17 protein-coding genes are annotated in these 23,029 nt (G+C 53.1%); 7 read left to right on the top strand and 10 right to left on the bottom strand.

Annotated features, from left to right (window positions below):
• Positions 1–162: 162 nt before the first annotated feature.
• Positions 163–2,475: a carbohydrate binding family 9 domain-containing protein gene (locus OEV49_05285; protein MDH3890477.1), complete on the top strand. Its 2,313-nt coding sequence runs from the start codon at positions 163–165 to the stop codon at positions 2,473–2,475.
• A gap of 549 nt (positions 2,476–3,024) precedes the next feature.
• A complete protein-coding gene (locus OEV49_05280) occupies positions 3,025–5,712 on the top strand; it encodes a S8 family serine peptidase (protein MDH3890476.1) in 2,688 nt (895 codons plus the stop codon).
• Between the two features lie 270 nt (positions 5,713–5,982).
• Here the strand turns inward: OEV49_05280 and OEV49_05275 are convergent, their stop codons facing one another.
• Both OEV49_05275 and OEV49_05270 read right to left on the bottom strand, forming a co-directional pair.
• Positions 5,983–6,984: a hypothetical protein gene (locus tag OEV49_05275; GenBank protein MDH3890475.1), complete on the bottom strand. Its 1,002-nt coding sequence runs from the start codon at positions 6,982–6,984 to the stop codon at positions 5,983–5,985.
• A 551-nt stretch (positions 6,985–7,535) separates the two neighbouring features.
• Entirely contained in the window at positions 7,536–10,214 is a 2,679-nt protein-coding gene (locus tag OEV49_05270; GenBank protein ID MDH3890474.1) for a protein kinase, read from the bottom strand.
• A gap of 481 nt (positions 10,215–10,695) precedes the next feature.
• Here OEV49_05270 and OEV49_05265 point away from each other — a divergent pair, with 481 nt between their 5' ends.
• Together OEV49_05265 and OEV49_05260 are read left to right on the top strand one after the other, a co-directional pair.
• Positions 10,696–10,947, top strand: a complete 252-nt coding sequence (locus tag OEV49_05265) for a hypothetical protein (GenBank protein ID MDH3890473.1) — start codon at positions 10,696–10,698, stop codon at positions 10,945–10,947.
• 12 nt (positions 10,948–10,959) lie between these two features.
• Positions 10,960–11,274, top strand: coding sequence for a hypothetical protein (locus OEV49_05260; GenBank protein ID MDH3890472.1), 315 nt, complete (start codon positions 10,960–10,962; stop codon positions 11,272–11,274).
• Between the two features lie 84 nt (positions 11,275–11,358).
• Here OEV49_05260 and OEV49_05255 read toward each other — a convergent pair whose 3' ends face one another.
• Positions 11,359–12,288, bottom strand: a complete 930-nt coding sequence (locus OEV49_05255; protein MDH3890471.1) for an aminoglycoside phosphotransferase family protein — start codon at positions 12,286–12,288, stop codon at positions 11,359–11,361.
• A 177-nt stretch (positions 12,289–12,465) separates the two neighbouring features.
• Positions 12,466–12,738: a DUF4242 domain-containing protein gene (locus OEV49_05250; GenBank protein ID MDH3890470.1), complete on the bottom strand. Its 273-nt coding sequence runs from the start codon at positions 12,736–12,738 to the stop codon at positions 12,466–12,468.
• Positions 12,739–12,957: 219 nt separating this feature from the next.
• Here OEV49_05250 and OEV49_05245 point away from each other — a divergent pair, with 219 nt between their 5' ends.
• The gene (locus OEV49_05245) at positions 12,958–14,088 is read left to right on the top strand and encodes a T9SS type A sorting domain-containing protein (GenBank protein MDH3890469.1); all 1,131 of its coding nucleotides are present in this window, start codon (positions 12,958–12,960) and stop codon (positions 14,086–14,088) included.
• A 196-nt stretch (positions 14,089–14,284) separates the two neighbouring features.
• Here OEV49_05245 and OEV49_05240 read toward each other — a convergent pair whose 3' ends face one another.
• The 6 genes from OEV49_05240 to OEV49_05215 form a co-directional block, all read right to left on the bottom strand.
• Positions 14,285–14,668: a VOC family protein gene (locus OEV49_05240; GenBank protein ID MDH3890468.1), complete on the bottom strand. Its 384-nt coding sequence runs from the start codon at positions 14,666–14,668 to the stop codon at positions 14,285–14,287.
• A 126-nt stretch (positions 14,669–14,794) separates the two neighbouring features.
• Positions 14,795–15,358 carry a hypothetical protein gene (locus tag OEV49_05235; GenBank protein MDH3890467.1) on the bottom strand — a complete coding sequence of 188 codons (564 nt, stop codon included), beginning with the start codon at positions 15,356–15,358 and terminating at the stop codon, positions 14,795–14,797.
• 196 nt (positions 15,359–15,554) lie between these two features.
• Entirely contained in the window at positions 15,555–15,740 is a 186-nt protein-coding gene (locus OEV49_05230) for a hypothetical protein (GenBank protein ID MDH3890466.1), read from the bottom strand.
• A gap of 27 nt (positions 15,741–15,767) precedes the next feature.
• On the bottom strand, positions 15,768–18,185 hold the full coding sequence (locus OEV49_05225; GenBank protein MDH3890465.1) for a tetratricopeptide repeat-containing serine/threonine-protein kinase: 2,418 nt from the start codon (positions 18,183–18,185) through the stop codon (positions 15,768–15,770).
• The gene (locus tag OEV49_05220) at positions 18,182–18,358 is read right to left on the bottom strand and encodes a hypothetical protein (GenBank protein MDH3890464.1); all 177 of its coding nucleotides are present in this window, start codon (positions 18,356–18,358) and stop codon (positions 18,182–18,184) included. Before OEV49_05220 ends, OEV49_05225 begins: the two co-directional genes overlap by 4 nt.
• Before the next feature lie 21 nt (positions 18,359–18,379).
• A complete protein-coding gene (locus tag OEV49_05215; GenBank protein ID MDH3890463.1) occupies positions 18,380–20,839 on the bottom strand; it encodes a tetratricopeptide repeat-containing serine/threonine-protein kinase in 2,460 nt (819 codons plus the stop codon).
• A 561-nt stretch (positions 20,840–21,400) separates the two neighbouring features.
• Here OEV49_05215 and OEV49_05210 point away from each other — a divergent pair.
• Complete coding sequence (locus tag OEV49_05210) at positions 21,401–22,063, top strand: porin family protein (GenBank protein ID MDH3890462.1); 663 nt, start codon at positions 21,401–21,403, stop codon at positions 22,061–22,063.
• A gap of 57 nt (positions 22,064–22,120) precedes the next feature.
• On the top strand, positions 22,121–22,861 hold the full coding sequence (locus OEV49_05205; GenBank protein ID MDH3890461.1) for a DUF2807 domain-containing protein: 741 nt from the start codon (positions 22,121–22,123) through the stop codon (positions 22,859–22,861).
• Positions 22,862–23,029 lie beyond the last annotated feature (168 nt).

The following is a 23,029-nucleotide window of genomic DNA, read 5'->3' as shown; positions in this document are numbered from 1 at the left end:
GCTATAGGATCAGCCCCAAAGCGGCATTGAGGGTGCCACCCGTCACGCGATCACCTTTCGCAACTAATCCGATGCAGTCCGCGTAGTCTATCGTATGGTCCACGCCGTTGTGGTGTGGTCGTGGTGCGGTTGCGAGAGGCTTTATTCAGAAGGGTGTTATCTATGATTTCTCGATCAATGTTCCGATCAGGGATGGGGAGTCTGCTATTCGTTTTTGTTCTACTTCTTTCGGCCACAGCGGTCGCGGCCGACGATGACTGGACGCCGATATACAATCCGACTATCAATATCAAGACTGCTCCCGGTGAGATTAAAGTCGACGGTTACCTGAACGATCCCGGCTGGCAGGGTGCGGCGGTAGCCGATCACTTTCACGAAAACGGACCCGGCGATCAGATTCGTCCGCCCGTGGATACCCGTGCTTTCATAACCTATAACGAAACGCATTTGTTTGTGTCGGCTGTCTGTTATGACAATCCGGATGATCTGCGAGCGGCGTTGAGCCGGCGTGACCGTTACTTGGGCGACAATATTGGATTTTTCTTCGACACTTACGGCGACGCCGCCTGGGCTTACACGCTCAATGTCAACCCGTTCGGTATCCAGGCCGATGCCCTTTGGAGTAATGGATTCGGCGAGGACAGCATGTTCGATCTGGTATTTGAATCAGCCGGACAGGTGACCGACTCCGGATACCAGGTGGAGATAGCTATCCCTTTTGCCAGTCTGCGGTTTCCCGACAAAGAAAAACAAACCTGGCGAGTTCAGTTTTGGCGCCATCATTTGCGCGAAAGTCACTATAGTTGTGTCTGGTCGGCTGTTGACCGCAACGAAGCAATCTGGCCGAACACATGGGGCACGATGACCGGACTTGAGAACGTGACGCCCGGTAAGGGAGTCGAGATTATCCCGGCCATCACCGCATCGCAAGCGGGGGCGCTCAATATCGACACCTCGGGGGCGTTGAGTTTTGACAACGATGACGCCGATGGTGACCTGTCGCTTTCGGGTAAGTACAGCATCTCGTCCAACATGATCGTCGATGCCACTTACAATCCGGACTTCAGCAATGTCGAATCCGATGCTTTTCAGATCGATGTGAACTCTCCAACGGCCTTGTCATATCCCGAAAAGCGACCGTTCTTTCAGGAAGGCAGTGATCTATACCGAACGCAACTGAGCATGGTCTACACGCGGTCAATCAACGAGCCCGACTTCGCGGCCAAATTCACCGGCCGATTGGGACGGACCAGTGTTAGCTATTTGGGGGCGCATGATCAGAACAGCCCGTTTATTATTCCGTTTGAAGAAACCAGTTCCGGACTGATGATCGGTGGTGAAAGCTACTCCAACATTTTGCGCGTGCGACAGACCATCGGGTCCGGATCGCAAGTAGGGTTCCTGCTGACCGACCGTCACTGGGAAGGTGGCGGCAGCGGCACGACGTTTGGATTGGATGCGGTGATCCGGCTGCACCAGCGGGTCACGTTGAGAACGCAGGTAGCCGGCAGCCACACTGAGGAACCGGACAGCAGCCTGCTGACCGAGCATCTTTCCGATGTAACATTTGATAACGGCAAGCACACGGCGGCCTTCGACGGCGAGTCTTTCTCAGGCTACGCGACCACCGGACGGGTGAGTTATAACAGCAACAACTTCTATATCGGCGGTGGCTATACCGAGACCGGTCCCACCTTCCGCGCCGACAACGGATGGGTTACGCGCAATAGTCGACGCAGCAGTTCACTCAATGCGCAGTATCAGATTCGGTTCGATGAGGGTCTGGTGGAGCGGTTGGTGCTCAACATGGATGCCGTGCGAATCTGGAACACCGATGGTCACAAGAAGGATGAAGCGATTTTTTCTGAGGTAGGCGTACCGCTACGGTATGCCCAGACCTGGCTGGAACTTGAGTATATGATCAGCACCGAGGATTTCGGCGGGACTTACTACGATGACATCTGGAACTGGAGTTTTTCCATGTCGTCGCAACCGAGCGAGCTCCTGAGCTTCGGCGGGACTATTAGCTATGGGAACCAGATAGCATATAGCTACCAGAATATGGGCAGGCAAACCAGACTCAGGGGTTGGGCCGATTTGAGTCTGGTCGACAGGATTTTTATTGAGAACTGGTACACCCATGTAAAGAGTCATCTGGTTGACACCAAGGAGGAACTGTTCAACGGATACATAGCCGGTTCGCGGCTCGGTTTCCAGTACAACCGCCGGTTGTCGCTAAGGCTGCTGACTCAATACAATGATTTCGGTAAGACCTGGAATATAGATCCCCTGATCACTTACCAGATCACGCCGTTCTCGCTGTTTTATATTGGCACTACCTACTATGTGCAGCAGTACGACGGCTTGAACAAGAGTGGTGACGGTTTGGCGGCGGACGATGGTGTTCGTTTTGGCCATTACAAACTGGACTCGCGTCAGTTTTTCATGAAGCTGCAGTACCTGTTCCAGTTGTAGGGTATCTCAGAACTCCATACCCTGCCACTTGGCTACATCGCGTGCACTGCACTTAACTAGGCGTGATATCGTCACAAAGAGTGAAGTGCGGCAGAGCTATTATTCGCATTCTGGTCTACCACTCCCAAACAGAGTTTGAGGGTGCCACCCTCCGCGGGCGATTGCCGCGTCATCCCCCGCCGTTGGCGCGGCCTTCCTCGCAGTGGCTGGGGATGGGGGCCTTTTCGGCGCTCTCCCTGAGTGAAGCGCCTGTGCGCGAAGGATTTGAGTCCCGGTGGCGGGCAGGCTTGCCGATGTGGAGCGGGGGTAGCTAAACAGCATGCTTGATTAATATGGCATAAATATATCCATGAAGGCCATTTTTTTATCGTTTTTGGACTCCAATTGCGTATCATCTGAAACAGTAGATTAGATACTATCTGAGATTTGCCAAGCGAGTATTCACTGCACGGCTTCGTGGGTATCCCTCACGACCAGGAAGTAGATGTAGACTGAAGAAAACCAATAACCTTTTTAATCATTAATCTCCCAAAAGTACAAGGAGGCACAATGCGTTTTGTAGTAACTGCGGCTCTCGTGCTCGCACTGGCTTTGTCGGTGGGTGCAGCAGGCGAGAAACTCGTGCGCGTTGAACGCGACTTGAACGTTCCGTCGTTCGTCGCTTGGGACAATGAGAACATCATTGTTGTTCTAAAACCGAATGTGGCTGTAGATCACGCTCGTGATCTACAATCGCCGAAAGCGCTTTCCAATTACCCCGACTTCGCGCCCCTGTCACGACGCTTTGACGTGGTCAGTTCTCGCCCCCAGTTCCCTGGATCGGATCTGAAAGTGGGCGCTTCATCGTTGGCGCGCCACTACAAAGTAAAGATCGGTAAAGGTACCATCGATGAGGCTGTCGCGGCCTATTCGCGCAACCCGATGGTGGAGCGAGTCGAAAAAGATGCTATCCATACTCTTCACGCTGAAGCCAATGATACCTATTACAAGAACTTTCCTGCTCCCGAGTTTCCATTTAATCAATGGCACTACTTTGATACATACAGTGTGATGGCCGAGACGGCCTGGGACACCGAGTCCGGCGATGCTACTGTCGTAGTCGGTATTCTCGATTCCGGTACCAAATACAATCACAGTGATATTGGCGGCTCCAATCCGCCCGGGCCTGCGGACAATTCGACCAACGGTAACATCTGGGTCAATCCCGGTGAGACGCCGGGTGATGGAATCGATAACGACGGGAACGGTTACATCGACGACGTTATCGGATACGACTTTGTGGAGACAACCGGCGGTTTTGGTGTCGCATGCACGGACGCCGACTGCGGCACCAGAGACAACGATCCGGCCGATTATAACGGTCACGGAACTCATGTTTCGGGAACCGTTGCGGCTATCACCAATAACGGTAATCGAGTTGCCGGTGTGGCCGGTGGATTTGCCGACGGCACGCCGACCGGAACAGCCAATGGTGTCAAGATCGTTCCCTGCCGAATCGGATACAACGGCAAGTACCGCGGGCAGGACGGCCTCGGCTTTGTTATCATGTCGGCGATCGCCGAAGCAATGTATTACATGGGCGACCTGGCCGCATCGGGCGTCAACGTGGCCGCCATCAACTGTTCATTCGGAACCTCAAACTCAGGTGGCCTGGGCGCTGCCGCCGATTATCTGCTCAGCCAGGACGTAATCATCTGTGTGGCTGCCGGGAACAGTAATTCCTCGTCGGCTGATTATCTTAACGCCCGTGGTGATTGCCTCGATGTTGGTTCCACGGACAAATTCGGTGATCCGTCGGACTTCTCCAACTATGGATCGTGGGTTGATATTGCCGCTCCCGGCACCGAGATTCTCAGCACCTACCATGTCGGGTCCGACCCGGTGCCGGACTACATCGCTGTGCTGGACGGTACTTCGATGTCTTGTCCGCACGTAGTGGGCGTGGCCGCTCTGCTGGAGTCTTTCGACCCGTCGCTTTCGGCAGCGGATAAGATTTCACTGATGATCAACAACACGACCGCCTACAATCCGGGTAAAGACGTCGGTGCCGGTATCGTGAACGCCCGCGCCGCGATGGATGCGATCGCACCGTGCACCGAGACCACACCGGTGGCCGAGTTCAGCGGATCGCCGACCAGTGGCGATGTATCTCTGAGCGTTGATTTTACCGATCTGTCAACCAACAATCCGGACACATGGGCGTGGACCTTTGGTGACGGCGGAAATTCATCCGCCCAGAATCCGAGTTACGTCTATACGTCGGCCGGCATCTATACCGTGACACTGACCGCATCCAACTGCGCCGGTTCCGATGGCGAAACCAAAGTCGCCTACATTACGGTCAACGAAGCGCCGTGTACCGAGACGACTCCGGTGGCCGACTTCAGCGGCTCGCCAACCAGCGGTGATGCACCCCTCACAGTGAACTTCACAGACTTGTCAACCAACAACCCGGACACCTGGGCGTGGACCTTTGGCGATGGCGGTAACTCATCGGCGCAGAGTCCGAGTTACGAGTATACATCGCCCGGTACATATACCGTTACTCTGACCGCATCCAACTGCGCCGGGTCCGATGGCGAAACCAAAGTTGGATACATTACGGTAACCCAGCCCCCCGGCAACAACATGCATGTGCATGACATTGTCGTTACCCGTGAGTCCAAAGGTCCCAACTGGAACGGTCGCGGCGAGATCACGATCTATGATCAAAACGAGCAGCCGGTGGCCAACGCCAACGTTACGGTAGTTGCGACCGGTCCCACCGGCGGTACCGGTACAGCGGCCACAAACGGTAGTGGTGTCGTGGCTTTTGTGACTTCCAAGATCAAGAACCCCTCGGGTGAATGGTGTTTTGAAGTTACCAATGTAACACATGCCACCGACACTTATGATTCCGGCAGCAACCACGTCACCAAGGCGTGCGAAAGCGGTCCGGTGTTCAAGAGCGAACCATCCGCAGTCACTTTGCCGGAAGGATACACTCTCAACCAGAACTACCCCAACCCGTTCAACCCCTCGACCAGTATTTCGTACACTCTGCCGCAAGCGGAACATGTAACACTGTCGGTGTTCAACATCCGCGGTCAGAAGATCGCAACGTTGGCCGATGGTATCCATTCGGCCGGACAACATACCATCGAGTGGGATGCTTCTGCGTATGCGTCGGGCGTTTATCTGTATCGTCTCACCACTTCCGAGTTTGCCGAGACCCGGAAGATGGTATTGATGAAATAGACTCTTGTTACCAAGTTGTCACACAGGAGGACCGAACAGTCGGTCCTCCTTTTTTTGTCGTGGGTTCTTAGTTGCGTCGGGTCTTGCGAACCACGCCTCTAGCGTGGTTTGTGTGACCTGACGGCCTTGTTCAGTATGCGGTTATGTGTCGGGTCACACCCACGCCTTCGGCGCGTCCAAGACCCGACACAACATTCAGCGGTCAGGCGGATTCCCGCCCGCGGCGGACCTTCGGCGCAGACGAACCCACCCTGCTACTTCTAATCCGGGCTATTTCGCTTTGACGCTCTCGCTCAACACGCTGTTTTCGTCATCGAATCTATGGTCCTCCAGCACGATATCCTCGACGGTGAGGGTGTAGGTGCCGCGGGGTACGTTGTTGATTTCAAAGTAAGCATTGCCACTGCCAAATGTAACACTCTCGGCAGTCTGAGTGCTTCCATCGGGATACGTCCAGCGCGCGTACACCGTCGCTCCCGACGCAGCAAGGTGCGCTTGATTTCGCACTCCTACCCAGGCGCGGATTTGACGTTTGCCTTTGACCTTATTCGCCAGCAAGTCAATGTTATAGACATAGGTGATTTTTTCGGGCAGCGGAGGCGCCTCACTTGGGTAAAAAATCTGCATGCGCACATGTACTTCACCTGAAGAGTAGAGGATCCAGGGTCTATAGATCGCGATGCCTTGCTCATAGTCTACGATGCTGTAGATACCTCCCCATTGGTTGTAGGTGACGCGGGCATCGGGGTACGCGGCAGCCGCTGCTTCAGGGTTCTCATCAGCAAGCGTGGTGTTGACCCCGGCTGTAGTCACCCAACCGGAAACAGCTTCGAACCAGCTGACGCTGCTCACAACGTCATCGGGTGTGCCGTCGGCTGTGCCGCCATCAGCGCCCGCAAAGTGCACGTCTACCTGTCCACCGCCACTCACAGCCCACGCACAAAAACCATTATTGCCGGGGACACCGGTACTCTGGCACCATAGGACAACATCACCGTAGGCATCCTCGACCTCGGCCCGTGTGTATCCCAGGGCAACGCCCGGTACGCTCACCCCTTCAACGACGATACCTTCGGCGGGTGGAGCCGGGTCGCCGAGGGCGAGCGTGATGTTGTCACCGCTGCGATTGTCACCCGTAGCTGTTTGAGTAGTCGCGTCATTGTTTGGTGATGTCGGCGCGACCGGATTGTCATTCGAACATCCAATCGCCATCACTGTGAGTGCAATGGCCATGAAGCCAAGAGCCGTGTTCCGGCCAATTCTGATGAACATTTCAACCTCCTGGGTTGATGGTGATAGATACAGTCCAGCGTCGTTCCCAATCCACACCGCTCAGCCGGAGCTCCTATTACTCCTATGCAATTAAATACAAAAACGATTTGTTAAGAAAAAGGTTCCCCGTGACCATAATCATTGTGGAGGTGGGGGATCGAATGGGCGGGGACTCGTAGGTCAGGAGCCTTGCGCTCCTGACACAAATGGTGGGTTCCCTCCTACGGCGGACCTTCGGCGATGACGGACCCGCCCTACGGTGACAATGCGCATCCTTCGACTCCGCTCAGTATGAGGTTATTGAATCCCGGACTGAATGGTTTGTTGATAAACCCACTAACAAAGTGAAGTGCTTCGCGATGAAGGTGCTGTCAGGTGACTCGCCTGACAGCCACAAGACTGGTTCCGAGGGTTGTTCGGCAAAGCGTGATCCTGAATGTCAACACGAAGCGCGAAAAACAGGCTTGTCTGTGTCGGGCGGGGTCGCCCAACACCACCTGCAAGCCAGGCCTTTCTCAACAAGCCCAAAGGGGAAGGGCTGTCCGTCCGGCTCAGTGCTGGCGGAACTCTTCGGCCCAGTTCTGAACGACGACAATTTCGCCGGGGTCAGAATCTGAAAGTCGGGCATTCACCAGAAATCTCTGTCCGTCGGCAGATACATCATAAGGGAAGTTAACCCGGCCGGGATACTGGAAATTGAGTTCAAACAGTCTTACCGGATTCTCAGCCTCGAAATCCCCACTGGTACCGACTTTGACCGCCATGATCTGATTATCATTGGTCAGGTAAAACAGCTCGGTACCGTCTCCGTTCCACTCGGGATTCATGGCGTGGTCGGTGGAAATCTGCCACTTGCCGCCAGTGCCGTCAAGCTGCCTGACATATACTTCACGTCGGCCCGACTCCGTGCTGACATAGGTCAGGTACTTTCCGTTAGGCGAAACTCGACCCATCGCTTCAAAGAAGGAGCTGTTGGCCACCATACCGATCCGGTTGCTGTCGGCCAGAGAGAGGATTCCAATGTCATAACTATTGTTCACCTCACGGAAAATGAGCCTGGTCCCATCAGGCGTGAAGTCGTTCGGAACGCTATGGCTGCTGTCTGTGGCATAGACCAGTTCAGCATCGCCAAGTCCATTGGCGTCCTTGCGGTGGATTTCGTAAAACTGTCCACGGCGGTTAGTGGTAAAGTAGACAGTGTTTCCGTCTGGATTCCAGCGCGGCCTGCCGTCATCGGCAGCATCGAAGGTCAATCTGGTCGGCACGTTACGCTTTAGATCATAAATCCATAAATCTGTGGCGCTGGACCCCTCATCGATCGCTGAATAGACTACCTTGGATTCATCAGGCGAAAGCGCGATGTCAAAGTACTTGCCCAATTGACCGATGGATTCAATTTTCTCGCCGGCTCTGTCGATCCAGGCAAGTTCGCTCTGCGATGACTGGTTGTTGGTTTGATACAAGAGCGTTCCGTTATCGGAGACTGAGAAGGCATAGGTGTTATCGGCGGTGCCAACGCTCATCGCAATCGGTTTCGGCTCTCCGGTCACTTCAAGCTTGTCGGCATCGAAAGGCAGGCCCATCAGATTGTCCTGGGATACGAAAAGAATGTATCCTTCGTTGGTGTACTCGATGCGGTCGAGATTGTGATCCATTTCAAAGAGAGTGATGGGACTGGTTGAGCCGACAGAGCCGAGTTTTATCCGATTCCTTGGTCTGGTGTTGTCAGCATCCCGTCGAACGTTGGCTGTAAAGATGAAATGCTCCCCATCGGGCAAAAACCAGGGCCATGCGTAGTAAAAGTCACCAATGGCGGTATCAGCCAGGGCGGCCGGTCGTGCCTGACCGCCACCGGCCGCTACGATTTTCATAGTGTCAGTACTGCTTCCATCGAATATTATCAAGTCAGTACTGCTCCAGCAACCGTCGGCTCCCGACGGCCCCTGACAGACAAGTTGGGCCTGGCCTCCGGTAATTGGAATTCGCTTCAACTGGTTGCCGACAAAAAAGGCGACGTGTTTGCCATCAGGTGACCAGAAAAATCGCTTGGCGTCCTCGGTATTCAAGAGTGGATAGGCTTCCAATGAGTTGATCGGTCTAATCCAAATACGGTTGGCGCCGGTAGAATCATCGGCATGAAAGGCAACCGACTGACCATCAGGTGAAATGCGTGGCCAGAAGATGTTGGTCAGTCCCTGCTTGATATTCACGGTGTAGCGGGCCACCGGCAGCTCCGGGGCCGGTTTTGTTTTTTCAGCGTAAAACAGATAGGCCAGGACAAGAGTGCTTATTATAGCACCCAAGCCAATAGCGCGAGCCAGATCAAATTTGAACTTCCGACGGGCGGCCAGGTGAGCGGGCAGTCCGACCTGTGACCCGGCCTGGGAAATCCAGTGAAGTTCATCGGAGAGGTCTGAAGCGGATTGCCAGCGCTTGCGTGGGTCTTTTGAAAGACACTTCTTCACCAATCGTTCAAACAAGGGCGGAGTCATGGGCATGATGACCGAGATCGAGACCGGGTCCCGTTCGATAATGGCAGCTATTAATGTGGCGCTTGAATTGCCTTCAAAGGCTTTCTTGCCCGTTGACATCTCATACATGATCGCCCCGAAAGCGAAAATGTCCGAGCGAGCATCCGCTTCCTTCCCTTCGAGCTGTTCCGGGGCCATGTATTGCATGGTGCCAAGAATAGTATTCGCTCCGGTCAAAGGGGTCGTGCGGGTAACAGCCGCCATCCCTTGGGAGCCGTTGTCAAACTGGGCCTTAGCCAGGCCGAAATCAAGCAGCTTGGCTCCTTCCTGAGTAAGCATGATATTGCCCGGCTTGAGGTCTCGATGGATCAAGCCTTGCTGATGGGCCGAATCCAAACCGCTTGCTATTTGGACCGCAATCTGGAGCATCTCCTCGTATGGTATGGGACCTTTGGACAAGCGTTCGGCCAGCGTCTCCCCTTCGAGGAATTCCATAACCAGATAGTTGGTACCGTTTTCCTGACCGATATCATAGAGCGTGCAGATATGGGCATGATTCATACTGGAGATGGCCTTGGCTTCCCGGTCGAATCGCTCTTTGAATTCCGGGTTGGCGGCAATACCGGCCGGTAGGATTTTTATGGCTACGGTGCGTTCAAGGCGAGTGTCCCTGGCCCGATATACTTCGCCCATCCCACCTTTGCCGGCCTGTTCAATTATCTCGTAAGGGCCCAGTTTCTGTCCAATTTCAAGACTCATCCAAAATCCCCTTATGATCACTTTCACATTTCAAAACACAAAGCGCACAGCCCTGCAAGAATCGCTCAGCCATATTTCCTCCGTCTTCAGTTCATATTTCTACAACACACTTTTACAAAAATGGTTCGATTTAGTCCATCTTGCAAATCAGTAATTGTGACCAAGAGGGGGGTCACCTTCTGGCAGATTCGATGGTTGGTCGAGACCCGTGACCCGAGAGGTGAGAAACACGGCTTGACCGTGTCGTCCTGAGCGCAGTCGAAGGGCGGATTTCGACATCATCGACAAATCCCACAGCCCCGCCTAAGGCGGGGTGGGCCACCCGTGATCAGGCGGAGGTGCGAACACCAGTATCCCGCCGGGAAAATATAGACAAAATTGACCTATTCTTTGCGTTTTTGCGACTGTCTGCGTATCGCTTATAAACAGATCGTTACAGGCAGCGGGGCGCTCGCGCCTTGCTATCAAAAGAGGAGTACAAGTGGCGAACATTATGACAATCGTACCCGAGCAAGTGAGCGGACTGCGCAAACTTTTCTTCCGCTGGGTCCGCGGAAAATATGGCGGAATTGTGCCGGGTATTTTTCAGGTGCTTGCAGTCGACCTCCGGGTGGCACGTCCGACCGGGGCGATCTATAACCATCTTCACCTTAGAGGGGCCTCGCCTCTCAGCCGACTTCAGCGCGAAATGGTAGCCACGGTGGTCAATGGTAAAGTCGGCGGCGCGCCGTGACTGGGACTCCACGTGGCGGCAGTTCGCCGTCTGACCGGTGATGAACATCTCAGTGATGATTTCGCAACAACCTGGTCCACATACGAACTGGATACCAAAACCCGGGCTTTGCTGGCTTACGCCGGTAAACTGACTGAAACGCCGAGCCTGGTGAGCGAGGAAGATACCACGAAACTGGCCGCTGCCGGTTGGTCTGCGAAAGCGATCTGGGAGATGACCGCTTTGATTTCATTCTTCAACTATAGCGGGCGATTGGAAGCAGCGTCAGGCTTGCCTCAAGACCAGATTCCCGAAGGAGCAAAGATGGCCGAAGCGCAAGTTGCTTGATGGCTGCATGCTTGGAGATTTACAAGCTCACAACTGCTGATCGGGCCGACGACACAAAATTGCTGTGGCTGTCGTGACCGTTTGTCACGTCGGGCTTTCTGACATTAGGGCGAAAATGTGATCGGCAATCGCGAGCGACCCATCCCAATCATCCAGGCCGTCTTCGAACGACCACACCGCGGACAAGACAGCCTGGCAATATGCCCATCCGATTATTCGCGACCGGTCGAATCCGAGCGTCTCAACCATTATGTCCACTCGTCGCGCAGTGATCTTTGTCAGGTGCGGCCAGTCCAGAATCTGAGGAAACGGATTGCGCAGCCATGCCCCTACCTCATAGGCTGGTTCGCCCATGACACCTTTGGGGTCCAAAGCCAGCCACGGTTCAGGCTCGGCCGACAAGATGTTCCAATGATGAAGGTCGCCATGCAGAACGACCGAATCGGACATTGAACTGAGCAGCTCAGACATCATTCCTTCCGCGCGATCAAAAACCGGCTTTGGAAATGGTCCTGTTTTTCCGTTAAATTGATTTCGCAATCGTTCAAACCCTCTGGCCCAATCGGAAACGCTCGGGAAGCTGTTATTGTCCGGCGGTGGTTTATCTAGCTGACGCATCACATGCGCAAAGACAGATGTGGCCCGGTCATCATCCGGCGTATCCATGAGAGGTACGCCCGGCAGTATACGCTCCAATAACATCAGGCCTGAACCTGAGTCGGCTTCGATCAGTCGAACCGTACCCTGTCCGTTGTAATGACGCAGGGCATCGATCTCGGTGGAGAGCTCGCGACGGGGAACGCCCGTTTTCAGGACAACCGGCTCTCCATCCGGTCCGACGGCGGGCGCAACATAGTTGTATGACAACGGTTGAAACGGCGGCAGGAGTCTAAGCGACCATCGGTTGGCAGCTTTCTCAAGAATTTGGGGTAATTGATTCAACCATTCAACACCGTCTTGCCCAAAAGCACCGGCAATCCTGGCTGAAAACTCCTCGGTTAGTTGACTGTCCATGGTACCGCGCACCGCAATCAGAGTGTTACAGCCTGTACTCTTTGTTTACCAATGTAATCCGGAGACACTTCCAGACACCAGTAAGAATTCTCGAATACAAAGGTGCATCATCCAGACAGTCAGACTGATGCTCCTATTTGACGGCAGATGCGGCGAGGCCCCCGATGGATCGCAATCCTACTCACCCGAGGTGGGATCGATAATCGAACCGACTTTCGCTATGCTGGTAATCGGGAACTCACCCTTTGAGGCGTGCTCGCGCAGAAGCTCTTCATTGGGCGATATGTAGACACAGTAGATCATGTCATCGGTGACATAACTTTGCACCCAGTTGATTTCCGGCGTCATGGTTCTCAAGACATCGCAGGATTTTTTTGAGATGGCCTGAAGTTCATCAGAACCCAGCTTACCGGCTCCCGGCAGCTCTCTTTCGATGACGTATTTTGGCATGGCAGTTTCCTTTCCCCTTGAGGGGTCGACAATTATGTTATATCATAGACTTGTTACATCCCTTTTATACGGCTGGGCAAACTACGTTGTTTGACTCTTTGTCACTCGGACCCGCGCCGAAAACCACTTGACTAATAGACTTATTTATCTATGTTATAAGCAGAGTATTGCACCACAGCGTGAGTCAACGCAGAGTAACTCGATACCCAGGAGCCCAAGATGAGTATACTCTTCAAGCTGCTCGTGCCCATGGTTCTGTTGGCGACCATACCACACAAAGCGCCTGCGGCCGATCGGGCTGCCGACCACGAAAACGGTGGACACGGTCAGATCAGGCACAATCAGGGCCTTAATCCGAAAACTGAGTTGACGATAGCGAAGGCTTTGAGCGATATGTTCCCGGCCCAGACTTGCTGGGGGCAGACGTTTGATATTCATATCAGCGGTCTTACCGGTGATCTCGAATCTTCCTGCCACGGAGCTACTCATGTTTGGATCAGTATCGCTGTCTGGGAAGAGGATTCCGGTTGGCTTAACCCCGACGACCGGGTTGAGGAACTGTGGATTGAATTCGAGACCGGAGGTCTCACGTCGAGCGTTCCCTACAGTCATACCTTCGAGGATGTCCATCTGGCTGAAGAGTGTAACGAATGGGATTGGGTGGGCGAGTTTTATGTCGAGGTGAAAGGTCCTTGTCTGGCCTCCACCCTTGTCAGCCCGGTAGAAGATGTCAGCCTGATATTCACTCCCACGGCTCCGGAAGTGGTCTCACCGGCTGACGGAGCTGTTGAACAAAGCCAGCCGGTCACCCTTCAGTGGAATGGCAGGACCAATGCCAGTTTCTACCAGGTTCAGCTTGATGACGAGGAAACTTTTGCCACTACCATAGTGGATGAGCAGACCGGCAACCTCACTTTCGATGTTACCGGTCTTGATGTGGGGGCCGTCTATTTCTGGCGCGTCAGTGCCCACAACAGCACTTGTGGCGCCGGCAATTGGAGCACCCACCGGGAATTCACCACCGAGACCTCGCCTACAAGCGTTACCGAGGTCCCACCGCCTGAACTCCCGAGAAAATTCGCGCTGGGGCAGAATCATCCCAACCCTTTCAACATGAATACCACTATCGAGTTTGGCCTGCCGCGCGCTTGTCATGTTACGATAGACATCTACAACATCTCCGGCCGGAAAACCAAGACGCTCGTGGACGAGCAACTGACCGCCGGATACAAGGTTGTCCGTTGGGACGGCACCAACTCTGAAGGAGTTGCGGTGGCATCGGGTGTATACTTCTATCGGATTGTGGCCGGTGATGATCTGGCCGGCAGGAAGATGATCCTTCTGAAATAGAAGCAGCACATAGCGCAGTGTTTTCAGGGTGCGGGGCAGGTTTGTTTTCAAACCTGCCTTTTCTTTCAGGGCGGCGGATTCGAGGGCGTATACGCCCTACTTCAGAACCGTCAGGCGAGTCGCCCGACGGCACCGACGCCCTGTCGACCGGGTGGCCGCCTCAAACCTTGTTTGGGGCGGTTGACAACGTACCCTCTCACTCCTGCACGATCTGGATGAGATTGCCGCAGGTGTCATCGAAGACGGCGATTGTCACCCCGCCGGTTTCCGTCGGCTCTACTGTGAACTTCACGCCGAGTTTCTTGAGTCTCTCGAATTCCGCCTGAATGTCGTCGACAAACAGCGCCGTCGCCGGTATTCCCTGAGCGAAGAGAGCGCTCTGGAAGGTTTTGGCAGCCGGGTTATCGTTCGGTTCCAGCGCCAGTTGAGTGCCATCCGGCTCCAGCGGCGAGACGACCGTGAGCCATCGGAACTCCCCCACCGGGATGTTGTCCTTTACCACAAAGCCCAGGACCTCTGTGTAGAACTTCTGCGCCTTGTCCTGGTCGTCTACGATAATGCCCGCGAGTTTTATTTTCATACCGTTTTTTGCCTTCTCCTGTTCAGTTTCCTGCGCCCAAAGTCCGGACCATCCACACATCAGCGCAATGATGAAAGTTGCTATCACGATTCTTCGCATAACGATATCCTTTGTACGATGGTTGTCTCATACGCGCGGCCACAGCCAACCGAAAACACCCGCCGTTACCAGGGCGTACAAAAACCCGTCGAACATCGTCTTGAGCGTTGTACCCCAGTTGCGTTTGTACCAGATTGAGTTTTGCAGGAGGGCCAGCGAGTAGCCAACAAAGGCGGTGGCCCCGGCGAATCGAAACACGGTCAGATAGTAGGCATCCGGTCCCAGTGCTCGGCCGCTTATATAGGCAGCGAAGATTCCGACAAGCAGGCTATAGAAAAACCATAGCGTTAGACTCCCGCCCATTTTCATCGGACCGTTTTGCAATACAGTCATGAAAGCCACAGGACCTTTGGTACACTTATCTTTGAACTCATCGGAGCCCATAACTTTCATGCTATCGGCGCATGGGATAACATAGTCGCCGGGTGGAATATTGAACTGGCGCAACGATTCCATCACATCGTCTTCCGACGGGACTTTCTTGAAGTCGTTTCGATGGTAGGGGATGAGCATGTGTATTATGGAACTGACAATGAACACTCCCACTGCGGACAGCAGTATCGGTAGCCACAGAGCGGTTAGTTCTACCATGAATATCACCTCGTTTGTTAGACTGTTTGACAAACCTGCTCACACGAGCTTGTGTAGTTAGTATAAACCACACGGTAGGGTAAGGTGTTTCTCAAATATCTTTGAAGGCAAGCATTTTGTTTTCACCAAGTGTTTGTGACAACAGATGGATGGGATTTGGTGGTAGCTTCACCTGCTGCGGTCGCTTGGAGTTCCCCTACATCGCTTCGGGGAGAGCATACTTGGCGATAAGCTCTTGATAGCGCGGGTGGTCGCGGAGGGGGTCGATCCAATGTTTGAGTTTCAGGGTGTTCGCTGTAATATACGTCTCCAGAGAAAGCACTAATTCAAGTTCATCGATTGCTTCGTCGTACTTTTCGCAGTTAGCGTATATTCTGGCCATGACCATGGCCGTACCCTCGACCGAATGTCAGGGGGAGCAGTCGGTGGTTTCGACCAACTCCTTGTCTCTTAAACCGGCTTCAATCGCCTGTTCACAATCTCCGGCGAAAGAGAGAAGTAGTCCTTGCCACCCGTCGAACGTACCGTCGAATCCTCCGGCTCGTTTTCTTGCTTCTTCAGGCTTGTTTTCAAGCATGTCAAGATGACCTAGACCATACGAGGATAGTTCTGGAAACATGCCTCCCTTGGAAGTATCCTCAACTTCCATCTGGAAGAAACCTGCAATGACCGAATCAGTTTTAAGGTCAGGGATGAATCTCGTCCATGCTGAGTTTTTGATGACGAACTTGGATGTATCACAATACTCGAGTGCTTCGTTTACAACCGGCTTTATTCTCTCTATATCGCCGTATTGTGCTATCAGGCCTTCGATCTTTGACTCGTAATAGTATTGAGCTTCCGGATTCAAAGCTATGGCGCGATTAATTGACTGTTCAGCTTCACTGAATCTGCGCAGGGATCGCAGTACTCTAGCCAGATTGGAGTGTCTTCTGGGGTTTAGAGGGTCGAGGTCAGCCGCTTTGCTACGATTAACCAATGCCTCTTCGAGGTAGTTCTGTTCTATCTGCACGTTTGAGATCGCATTGAGCAGTTCGGGGTCGTTATAGAGTTCAGATTTGGCCCTCGAAAAGTGCTCAAGAGCCTTTTCGTTATCGGCGGCAACGAAGTAGTAGTATCTGCCCAGGGCCAGGTGACCCTGCGAAAGTCCGGGCTGAAGCTCCAGTGCTCGTTCAGCCGCTTCGAGCGCCGTTTTGCCATTCTCTGTTTCAGGTAGACCGCCGGCAACGTTGGTATAAGACTCTGATCGCAGGGCGTGAGCCAATGCGAAAGATGAGTCAAGAATTACGGCACTATCGAGAGCAGTCTGAGCGCCCTTAGAGTCTGAATATCCGGTACTGCGTCTCACATGTTGTAGTGCTTGGAGATAGAACTTGTATGCTTCAGGATTGTCGGTCGGTATGCTGGCGAGATTCTGACGATCGGATTCAAGCAGGGTCAGTCCGAGTTGATCGACTATCTTCTCTGCAATATCAGCCTGGACCGCGAACACTTCCATCAAGGTGCGTTCGTAGTTGCTTGCCCAAAGATGCCGGTCATCCGATACCTGAATCAATTGTGGTGTGATCCGAACTTTCAACTGGTCGCCCACCTTGCTCCAGCGAACCGTACCCTCAAGCACATAATCGATCCCATGGTCGCGACCGATTTCCTGAAGAGTCTTATGGCTCTCTCTGAGTTTCACAGAACTCATGCGCGAGATTACTCCCAGCCCCTTGATCATGGCCAGGCGTGAAGTTATCTCTTCGGTTATGCCATCTGCGAAATAGTCATCTTCGGGCGAACCAAGGTTCTCGAACGGCAGCACGGCGATCATTGGAACCGCATCGTCCGAATGCGACCCGTCACCGACTGGTCTAAACTGAAAGTAAAGCAGCGCAGCCGCCACTACCATCAGAACAGCCGTGACACCGACTACGGTCGGTGTTTTGCCTGATCGCCTGGCCATTCGTGTGTAACCGGTCTGCTGCGAGTCGTACATGAGACGCTTGAGATCGGCGATGACACCTTCGGCTGACTGGTACCTCAGTTCTCTGTCCTTTTCCAGCAGCTTGAATACTATTTCTTGGAGCTTCTCCGGAACGTCCGACTTGTACCGAGTCAACGGCTCCGGGTTGTCTTCGATGATCGCTTTGAGAGTAGCACCTTCGTTGTCCCGTTTGAATGGAGTCTGTCCGGCTATTAACTCGTAAAGCACGACTCCGAGTGAAAATAGATCGGAGCGATGATCGATGTCACGTCCCGATACCTGTTCGGGCGACATATAGGCGACCGTGCCGAGCGTCGATCCGGTCTTGGTCAGTTTTTCATCGCCTGCCGTGGCGGCCAGGCCAAAATCAAGAACTCGGACACGACCCTGTGTATCAACGGCGATATTGGCCGCTTTGATATCGCGATGCACGATCGATGCTCGGTGCGCCTCTCCCAGCCCCTGGCAGATCTGAATGGCGTACTCAGTGATGACATCAAACGGAAGAGTCTTTCCCTGAACGATCTCCTCAAGAGTCTCCCCTTCGACCAGTTCCATCACGTAGTAGGGGCGTCCACTGAGTTCGCTGACTTCATAGATACTGATAACATTTGGATGGTTTAGTTTGGCTACTGTTTGGGCTTCCCGCACAAAGCGGGTGCGGACCTCTGCATTCGAGATCAGATGGGAAGGGAGAAACTTGAGGGCAACTTTGCGTTTGAGCTTAGTATCTTCGGCCAGATAGACCTCACCCATGCCACCGGCGCCGATCTTCTCGACAATCCGGTAGTGCGACACCATCGCGCCTTTGGTTAGCACGACATGGGTGCGGGTGTTGTCGTCGTTATGGTCTGTCATTTCGAATCATACTTCTCAAGCAAGGCTACAAAGCGGGGCAATTCTTGCATGGGGGCAAAAATGGGGTCCGCTCTCAGCAGCGCGGGTGTACACCACGAAGGAATCGACAACACGTATTCCAATTCATCGATAGCCAAGTCGTACTCGCCGACGATAGAGTAAATCTGGGCCATGACCATGACCGCGTCCGGTCCTCACCAATGGCAGTCGTCAACGGACATCAACTCTTTGGCTTTTTTGCCGGCTTCAATCGCCTCCTCTTTACTGCCCATCAGCGCGTATGTCAGCCCGAGCTCAGCGTAAGCATGAAATTGAAAATCACCCAGATCGATAATACTACTTAGAATAATCCGTGATGAGTCATAATGGATTTGGGCCGAATCATGCTGTCCGGTTAGGTCAAATATCTGGGCAATGTTCAACTGTACGCGGTGTGGTGTTCTTTCGGTGATGGTACCTCGGATATCCCCGACCCGACGAACATTTTCCAGTGCCTCTTGGGGATCAATGCGGTCGATGATGAAGCGCCACAAACCGAGGGATGTCGCCGATGTGAGTTCATAGGTTGATATCTCTGCCAACCCGACATCAGTGACCAGTTTCTTGAATGAATTCCCCTCAACATCAACCGTGCCATGATGGAGCAGATCTACAAAGATCTTCATGTAAGCGGCATCCGGATTACTCGGATCCAGAACAAGGGCTCGAGCTATATACTTATCAGCCAACTCGTAATCACGTATCATACTCAGGTCGTTAGCCAGGTAATAATACCTTCGATGGTTCAGAGGATCAATCCGAGTCGCCTCTTCAAATAGCAATAGAGCTTCCTGCCACTCTCCCTGGCGCATCTTAACAACTCCAATGGCCTCGGAAAGATCAGCATTGCTGACAACTTCGGATTTGGCTGCATATAATGATGCCAGTGCATTATCATAATCTCTCTTAACATAATTATGGTAGGTTCCCATCGCGATATTCGCTGACGGCAGGATCGGGTCAAGCTCCATGGCTTTCTCGGCGGCTCTTAGAGCTTCTCTTTTATGATGTTTAACGTCCACGGTCGTGAAAAAGAAATTAAACGTGGAATGATTAATAGATTTTTGTGCCCAGGCCAAAGCGAAACTTGAATCCAAAGCTATGGCCGAGTCAAACATTTCGATAGCACTATTAAAATCAGACAACGTAAAGGTATGACTGGAAATCTCAAGACCACGCAGGTAGAAATTGTAGGCCGCCATATTGGTTGTCGGGGCCCCATCGGGGGCCAACTTTCCGGTTTCCACCAGTGTCAATCCCAAGGCGATCACGATTTGATCAGCTATCTTTGATTGAACTTCAAAGATCTGTAGGAGCACTTGTTGATAGTTATCCGACCACATTAGGTAGTTATCACTGGTCTTGGTTAACCTCGGCGTCATGCGAATAAGGTCAACTTCGCCGGATTTATCCCATCGAATGGCAGCTTCAAGGATATAGTCGGCGCCCGTTTCCTGGCCGATCTGTTCTGCGCTCTTGTCGGTTTCTTTATATTGGTCAGCACTTCTTGGCGAAATCACTCGTATGCCGTTAACAGTTGATAGTCGTGACCAGATTTCATGCCGGATACCATCGGAGAAATACTCATCCGTATCTGAACCAAGATTCTCAAATGGCAACACAATCAAAACGGGTAGCTCAGTTACGGCTACAGTTTTGGGTTCCTTCATTAAGACTGCAATGAAGTATCCCCCAATGATCAAAACAAGTGCAGCGGCTGCCCACAATGCAAAACGGTTTTTCCTGGGCGGGGCTGTCTCAACGGTTAATCTCCTCAGGTCGGCCAGCATTCCGTCGGCATGTTGGTATCTGAGCGATGGGTCCTTGGCCAGTGCCTTGTTGATTACCTGTTGCAACTCCCCAGTCACGCCGGATTTGAATCGGGCGATCGGTTCCGGAGTCGACGTTGTTATCGCGCTGATAACGGCGGCATCGTTGTCCCCTTCGAAAGGACGACGACCGGTCAACATCTCGTACAGAATCACGCCGAGGGAAAATAGGTCTGACCGTTTATCAATTTTCCCGCCGGATATCTGTTCCGGCGCCATGTACCCAACGGTTCCAAGGGTAGAGCCGGTCTTGGTCAGTTTCTCCTCCCCTGTAACCGTCGCCAACCCAAAATCCAGCAGGCGGGGTTTGCCCTTCGTGTCTATGATGATATTGCCCGGCTTGATATCCCGGTGAACGATCCCTGCATCGTGGGCCTCGTGGAGACCTTCGCAGATTTGCATAGTCAGGCCAACAGCCTCAGCAACCGTGAGCTTACCAGCTTTCGTGATTTCGCGAAGTGGCTCGCCTCCGATGTGGGCCATGGCAAAAAACGGACGTCCCTGAAACTCCCCAACTTCGTAGACCGGGACGATATTCGGATGATCGAGTTTGGCCGCCGCTTTGGCTTCACGAGTAAACCGAGTGCGACTGTCTTCATCCTGACACAAGTGTGTTGGCAGAAACTTAAGTGCAACATTACGAGACAGCTTGCTGTCCTCAGCCAGATATACTTCACCCATGCCACCGGCGCCGATCTTCTCGACTATGCGGTAGTGTGAAACCATCGTGCCCTGAGTCAGGACCACGTGGGTGCGGGTGTTGTCATCAGGTTCTTGGTCGGCCACAATCTCCTCAGAACTGGACTCGCCACAGGGCTATCGCTAAGGACAAATAATAGCGATATAGAATCCATATTGCAAGGTTTCTGATGTGAGACAACTGGGGCGTCGATTTGCTTTGCCGCCAAGGCACCGAATCTGTGTGGGCTGTCGCTGGTCGGACTGAGACAGTTGATGTCGGAATGTCCGGCTCATGAACCTTCGGTTTGTGGACAAATCAATACAAAAAAGACTCCGTAAGACTGAAACATCCCCACGAAAGGCGCGTAAAGCATACCTGGACTCTGCGTCTATCCCCTTCGTTGAATCTGCGACTGCGAAGACCACGGATTCGGACAGAGTTTAATCGCCCGCTGCCACCGCACCAAAACGAGTCTGACTGGCCGACAAAGTTACGCGTCGGTGAAGTTGCACACAGCATGAAGCACGAAGACAAAGTGCTGACTGAAAAGTAAACGGGCCGGAAAACAAATAAAGGACCGCTTCGCGACGGCCTCAACAGAGAAGCGAACTGACGATGCAAGATTTGATAGATTGATACACCGGTATATATAAAGGAGAAGAAACATGTACGTATTCAAGACAATTGTATTGCTGGCTTGCTTGACTCTCACTCTTGCAGCCGTGGCCGATGCCAATCAACTGGAGAACCGGCACCAGATCGGTTTGCAGTTAGGTGTCTGGAATCAGGTAGCAGATGTTCGAACCGAAATTGGAATTGGTGGTATGACCAGCTCGGTGGGAAGCTCCGGCTTTCTCGGTGGGCTGAAATATGGATACAACTTTTCGGAGCATCTGGCCTTGAACATCGACATTGGCGTAATGCGCGCCAAAGTGGAAGCCAAGTTTGGATTCCTTCGGAGTTCTTCAACGGCGGCCTCCGTTACCCACCTGCTGGTCAAGGCCAAGTGGTACTTACCGAGTGTGACCGGCAAGTCATCGATGAGGCCGTACCTTAGCGCCGGGGTTGGACCTTTTGTGGGTAGCCAGGCCGAGTTGCTTTTAGGCCAGACCTTGGTAGAAAAAGCTACGACCGAAACTGTGCTGGGCGGTCAGATAGGCGGCGGTGTTGATTTTATCACTGGGCGCCATTTCATGACCGGGGTCTCGGTTTCATACAATCTGATGTCCGATTTCGATAAACCTATCGGAGGCAGCTCAAACTATAGCGGCCCGGAGTTTAGCTTCGGTGTCAGCTATGTTTTCGGACAGGGTCGTGACCCTCAGTAACCCAGTAACCCTGTAACGATGTAACAAAAAACGTTTTTGACAAAAGGAAACATAACGATGTATACCAAGCAGGCTGTCTTGATGGTAGCCGTCATAGCAATGCTGTGTGTGTCCTGCAGCGAGGATAACCAAAGCAACCCGCTAACTTCTTCAACGATCAAGGGGTCCGGCGTGTTGGAAACGGAAAGCCGCACCGTAGGCGACTTCGACGAACTTACATTGAGTGCTGCCGGTAAGGTCAATATCACTTTCGGCGTTCCGCAGTCGGTGACTGTTACTGTCGACGACAATATTATGCCGTACCTTCAGACCGGTCACTCAGGAAGTCACCTGGACATCCGAGTTCAAGACGGCATCGATGCGAGAGACTACGATTTGGTTGTTGATCTTGTCGTGGCCGACCTGAAGGCACTGGAGTTGGCAGGTGTCGGGAGCATGGGTGGACACAACACTCTCCAAACCGAGCACATTGACCTGGCCCTTACCGGAGCCGGCACAATAGACCTGGATGTGGAAGTCTCAACAGTCAGTACGCTGTTTAGCGGACCGGGTAGCTTGACACTGACAGGTACAGCCGACACCCACACCTGTGAGATGTCATCGGCCGGCGACCTGCACGCATTTGAGCTTTCCACCGGGACAACCGACGTGACACTCAGCGGTGTCGGCAGCGCCGAGGTCAATGTATCCGAATCTTTGGATGCTAATCTATCCGGTCTCGGTTCCGTCTATTATCGTGGTAACCCGACCATCACCGGCACCGACACCGGCCTGGGCGGGGTGATCGACGCCAATTGAGTTTGTGGGTTGGTTATTTATCTGGGGCAGGATCTTTTGAGGGTGCTGCCCCTGTCTTTGGATAGTCGTCGTCTAGAGTGCGCCGACAAGGTCGAACAGAGGCAGGTACATAGCTACCAGTATGAATGCAATGACCACACCAAGTATGACTATAATGACCGGTTCAAT

It is taken from the genome of Candidatus Zixiibacteriota bacterium (assembly GCA_029860345.1).
Classification (GTDB): domain Bacteria; phylum Zixibacteria; class MSB-5A5; order GN15; family FEB-12; genus JAJRTA01.
The sequence above is the reverse complement of the archived record's forward strand: the minus strand, read 5'-3'. Positions and strand labels throughout refer to the sequence as shown.